We start from the raw sequence: 4,901 nt of genomic DNA, 5'->3' as shown, positions 1-4,901 counted from the left end.
ATTTGGCCCACATTCTGTTGTCTCTCAGGAGAGCATTGGCGAGGACGACGAGCTTTCGCATGACGGCGGTGATCGGGCAGGGCTTGCCAATCGGCCGGAATCGCTCGACTATTCGCCCGCCGCAGACACTGTGCTGAGGCAGATCAGGAGCCGGGTATGAACAGCCGCTTTCGCAACCTCGTCTACGGCCTCGCCTTCGCCATCATGGTGGGCTTCATCCTGTGGATCGGCAAGCCGATCTTCATCCCAATAATCTCCGGCATCATCTCGGTCTATGTTCTGAGCACGATGGCGACGAGTCTGGGCAAGGTGCCGGTCGTCGGATCGCTGATACCGCTGTGGCTGCGCCATATCGTGGCGCTTTTGTCGTTCATCTTTCTGGGGTTCCTGCTGGTGGTTCTGTTCGCCGAGAACATCCAGCAGGTGATTGCGCTCGCTCCCCAATATCAGACAACGCTGCTGGGCTTTGTCGGCGACATCGCCAGGATGCTCGGCATTGACGACGAACCGTCCTGGGGCACGATCCGCAATCTCGTGCTCGGTCAGCTCGACCTGCAGCGTGTGATCAGCACCACGGTGACATCGGTCTCGGCGCTCGGCGGGCAGGTCTTCGTCGTCTTCCTCTATGCCAGTTTCCTGATGGCCGAACGGCTGCATTTCAGCCGCAAGATCATAAAGGCCGCGACCACCAGGGACGACGCGGCGCGGATCATGGAAGTGGTGGGCAGCGTCAACGAACGTATCGGCAACTACCTGACGGTGAAAACGCTGATCAATGTCATGCTCGGTCTGATCAGCTATGCCTGCATGCGGCTGATCGGTGTCGACTTCGCCGGCTTTTTCGCCGTGCTGATCGGGGTCCTCAACTATATTCCCTATGTCGGCTCGATTGTCGGCGTGGCCTTTCCGGTGCTTCTGACCGCGGCCCAGTTCGGCTCGATCGAGGCCATCATCATCGTGCTGGTGAGCCTGACGGCCTCGCAGGTCTTCATCGGCGGGTTCGTCGAACCGCGGCTTCTGGGCCGCTCCATGAATCTGAGCCCGTTCGTCGTGCTGATTTCCCTGACGGTCTGGTACGCGCTCTGGGGTATCGGTGGCGCGATCCTCGCGGTGCCGATGACATCGGTTGTCGTCATCGTGCTGGCCGAGTTCCGGCCGACCCGGCCGATCGCCATATTGCTTTCCCAGAACGGCGATTTCGACCGCAACCGGCAGGCGGGAGAGGCGCCGGCACAATAGTCTCAGGCTCTGGCCATATCCCGCCGGCTGGCGGCGATTTCCTCATCGATGACCGATTTGATCTCTGCAATCGTCCGCTGAAGATTATTCGGGCCGTCCGCCCGGGTGTGGGCGTGCGGATCGAGATACCCGCCGGGCCCGTTGTGTCCCATGCCCGGCATTGCGACCGTGGAAATGAGGCCGCGCTTGCGGGCCTTGTTCCAGTGCGACCCGCCGAAGACCGCCCAGCGATGAACAAAGAAGATCCCGCCGATGCGCGCCACGCGGTCCGCGGAGCCCTGCAGATGCACGATCCGGTCGAGCGCGGTGATGCCCGGATGCGATGACAGAACGCCGCCAAGCGACAGCAGCGTCAGCCGGCTGTCGAATTCGCCATGGAGAAAGGGCGCAGCGCCGAGGGAGATCTCCGCGCCGCCGCTGTAGCCCAAAAGTATGACCGGCCGGCTCGAATGCGCGCCGTGACCTTTTTCAAAGAGCTTCTCGCGCATGATGCGGAACGTGCCGGCGCTGTAGATCGGCCCGTAGCGCCCGTCGGCGGCAACCAGAACCTGGAACATGTTGCGCAGGCGGATGAGGTTCTGGGTGACAAACGCGCGGTGGCGGCCGGAAAAGCGCCAGAACCGGGCAAAAATCCGTTGGCCCGTCAGTGGTATGCCTGCCGGCGAATAGGGAAAGAAATCGTCGATGACGGCGACATTGGGCAGTGCCTCCTTCAACGCGTCGATAAAGCCCTGTTCGAGTTTCGGGTGCCGTTCACCCGTGATCGTGCCGATACCCGTCACGTAAAACAGGACGGCTTCCTTTTCGCCGGTGGCGTGAGGCTCGGCCGGCTCCGCATCGATGTCGCCGTCATCCTCTTCCTGCCGCGGGTCGGTTGTCCACCGCGACCACCAGGTCATGGCCTCGAAGGGCGCCGTAATGAGCGCCACGAAGAGCGTGACGCCCGCGACCATGATCGCTCCGAACAGAAGCTGCTGGATATCGCTCATCGGCTGCGCACCTTCTGCTTGACGAATTCCAGGATCTGATCGGAGGTGAAACGCGAAAGCTGGCGGCTTGCGAACAGGAAGCCGCCGCTTTGCGCGGCGTGGCTGCGGGCAAAGAACATCCGCTCCAGCAGCGAAACCGCGATCCAGCCCGACAGCATGCACACCGCCCCCGGCAGGAACGGCACCTGCGCGCCGTAGAACAGGCCGTACATCATCGTCAGGCATGTCCAGCCGTAAAGCACATAGAGGATGATAATCCCGATGCTCGGCAGGACGGCGAGGAAGCCGAAGACAAGCGGCGCCGTCGCCACGAAGATGACGGATATGAAATTCCACGGGGCGGTGACGACGCCAAACAGGATCGCCGCAAAAAGCACGGAACAGCTTACCCACAGCCCGAGCCGCAGGGCCAGTGAAAGTCCGCTGAAGACCAGACCGAGGATGAAACCGACCGGCGAGGCGGCGACAAGAAAAAGCGCAAAACACTGGCCGAGCAAAAGCGACGCGCCGGCGAGAAAAACGACCAGTGTGGAGACAAAGCGGGTCCGGTCGTCCATCGTCGCCGTGTCGTAGACGGTCGGATCGAACCACAGCGCCCGGCCGATCATGTCGCGAAGCTGCGTGATGATATCAAACCAGTCCATTCGACCTTCCAGCGCATTGACGTCCCGGCAGGAGGCTTGCCCATTTCGCCGCAAAACACAATGCGGCGCGCTGTCTATTGCGGGGACCATCCGAAATTTCGTCTTGCAATCGTTCACTATATGTTCCAGTTTGCCGGAAGTAGCCAGGGAGGATGCGGATGAACACCGAAGCAAAATTCGAGCGCTTTAAAACCCTGCATCAGGGAGAGGGCGCCTTTATCATCGCCAACCCCTGGAACGCCGGATCGGCGATCATTCTCGAGCAGCTCGGTTTTGAGGCGCTGGCGACGACATCTGCCGGATTGGCCTTCGCCACCGGGCGCTGCGACGGGCGCTCGCAGGTCACGCGTGAAGATGCACTGGACAATGCCCGAGACATCGTATCGGCAACGTTGCTGCCGGTATCGGCAGATCTTGAAGGTGGCTTCGGGGATCGTCCGGAGGATTGCGCCGAGACTATTGGCCTTGCGATGGAGACCGGGCTGGTCGGCGGCTCCATCGAAGATGCAACGGGAAGGCCGGAAGCCCCGATCTACGAGTTCAGGCAAGCGGTGGAGCGCGTTGCGGCCAGTGTCGAGGCGGCAAAGGGGCGATCGTTCCTTCTGACGGCGCGGGCAGAGAATTTCCTCTACGACCGTCCCGATCTCGGCGATACGATCCGCCGTCTCCAGGCCTTCGACGAGGCGGGCGCCGATGTGCTGTTTGCGCCGGGGCTGCCGGATCTTGAAGCTGTCCGCCTTGTCTGTTCTTCGGTGTCGAAACCAGTCAATGTCGTTATGGGCCTCACCGGCGCGAACTGGTCGCTCAATCAACTGGCCGAGGCCGGTGTCAAACGGGTGAGTGTCGGCGGCTCCTTCGCTCGCGCCGCGCTCGGCGGTCTCATCCGGGCGGCAAGCGAGGTCCGCGAGCGGGGGACCTTCACTTATGCGGTCGAGGCGCTGACCGACGCCGAGGCCCGTCGTTTCATGGAAGCGGGTCGGAGGTGAGCCATAATTTCGGAATGTTAGAATGTAGAATTGCTCATGAATAACAATGAATTACTGGTGATCCGCGCTGTGCGGCCGGTGCACAGAGTTTAATGGTATGGAGACCGGTGAGTGCTTGCGATAGGGTTGCTTCCAGTCGATGAAACACGTTTGCGTTGCGAGCATGCCAACGATGTTGGCTGGGTGCTCATCCCTCAAGAAATTACGCGTGTCTCGCTTGATCGAATGCACTTTTTGAAAGAATCATTGCATGTCAGAAAAAAGATATACGCTGAAGATTGCCTATTTTCCGATTGCCCCCGATCTTGGAGGTGTGATCTTACCGGACAAGAAGCGAATACCAACTGGCTACCGCCATACCTTCTTCCGGATATACGACAATGAAGGTGCGCTCAAATATGAAATCAACGGGTTTGCCGCTGACCAGGACGGAAACCCGAAAAGTGTCGGACACCCGCTCGACAGCAGTGACCGGATAAAAGTGTTTATAGACAATGACCTGCGGCACCTTAGCCAGTGATCCGGGCAAACAAGATGACGCTTAAAAACACATATTCGGCTGCAGTTTTAACGGGATTGTCGTTGTCGCTCGCAATTCTCCACGGATGCGCATCCTGGAACAAACACTACTTTGGCATAAGGGACACGTTGGAAACCATCGGTCCTGCCTGCAACGTGGTGGATGAGCGGGTCGTTCACGCAATGGCGGCCACTGCGCTCACACCATATGACGGAATCATATTTCATGGTGTCGGCTCCGGTTACAAAAATGTCACTGAAGATCGCATCATAGGTGTTGATGGTGCCTTCGCACGCGAGTTACTCGGCAACGAACGGATTGTCAGCGACGACGAAAGCGCCTCGGGCGAATGCAGAATTACGTTCACAATGGAAACCTTTCTTACCTCATTCAAGGCTATTCGCACGCCCATCGAGTACCGTGTTGAGTATTTGCTACGAGATGGAGAGGTTCAACGCATTTGCCTTGGCCCTTTGTTGAACGAGATGGGCGCACACCACTACCCTGAGGACTCCGGCATGAC

At 59.4% G+C, this 4,901-nt stretch carries 6 protein-coding genes; 4 read left to right on the top strand and 2 right to left on the bottom strand.

Features of this window, described 5'->3' with window-relative positions; translation table 11 throughout:
- Positions 1 to 156 precede the first annotated feature (156 nt).
- The gene (locus AC5E6N_RS23260) at positions 157 to 1,239 is read left to right on the top strand and encodes an AI-2E family transporter (RefSeq protein WP_491750038.1); all 1,083 of its coding nucleotides are present in this window, start codon (positions 157 to 159) and stop codon (positions 1,237 to 1,239) included.
- A 2-nt stretch (positions 1,240 to 1,241) separates the two neighbouring features.
- On the opposite strand, the gene AC5E6N_RS23255 is transcribed toward AC5E6N_RS23260, so the two are convergent.
- A complete protein-coding gene (locus AC5E6N_RS23255; protein ID WP_491750037.1) occupies positions 1,242 to 2,228 on the bottom strand; it encodes a hypothetical protein in 987 nt (328 codons plus the stop codon).
- Positions 2,225 to 2,872: a hypothetical protein gene (locus AC5E6N_RS23250; protein ID WP_491750036.1), complete on the bottom strand. Its 648-nt coding sequence runs from the start codon at positions 2,870 to 2,872 to the stop codon at positions 2,225 to 2,227. Before AC5E6N_RS23250 ends, AC5E6N_RS23255 begins: the two co-directional genes overlap by 4 nt.
- A gap of 158 nt (positions 2,873 to 3,030) precedes the next feature.
- Between AC5E6N_RS23250 and AC5E6N_RS23245 the strand changes: the two genes are divergently transcribed.
- The 3 genes from AC5E6N_RS23245 to AC5E6N_RS23235 form a co-directional block, all read left to right on the top strand.
- On the top strand, positions 3,031 to 3,858 hold the full coding sequence (locus AC5E6N_RS23245; RefSeq protein WP_491750035.1) for an isocitrate lyase/PEP mutase family protein: 828 nt from the start codon (positions 3,031 to 3,033) through the stop codon (positions 3,856 to 3,858).
- 250 nt (positions 3,859 to 4,108) lie between these two features.
- Positions 4,109 to 4,378 (top strand): hypothetical protein, encoded by a 270-nt coding sequence (locus tag AC5E6N_RS23240; RefSeq protein WP_491750034.1) that lies wholly within the window; start codon positions 4,109 to 4,111, stop codon positions 4,376 to 4,378.
- 14 nt (positions 4,379 to 4,392) lie between these two features.
- The coding region (locus AC5E6N_RS23235; RefSeq protein WP_491750033.1) for a hypothetical protein at positions 4,393 to 4,901 on the top strand (509 nt) is incomplete at its 3' end.

The sequence above is a fragment of the Hoeflea sp. genome, from assembly GCF_984452065.1.
The sequence above is the reverse complement of the archived record's forward strand: the minus strand, read 5'-3'. Positions and strand labels throughout refer to the sequence as shown.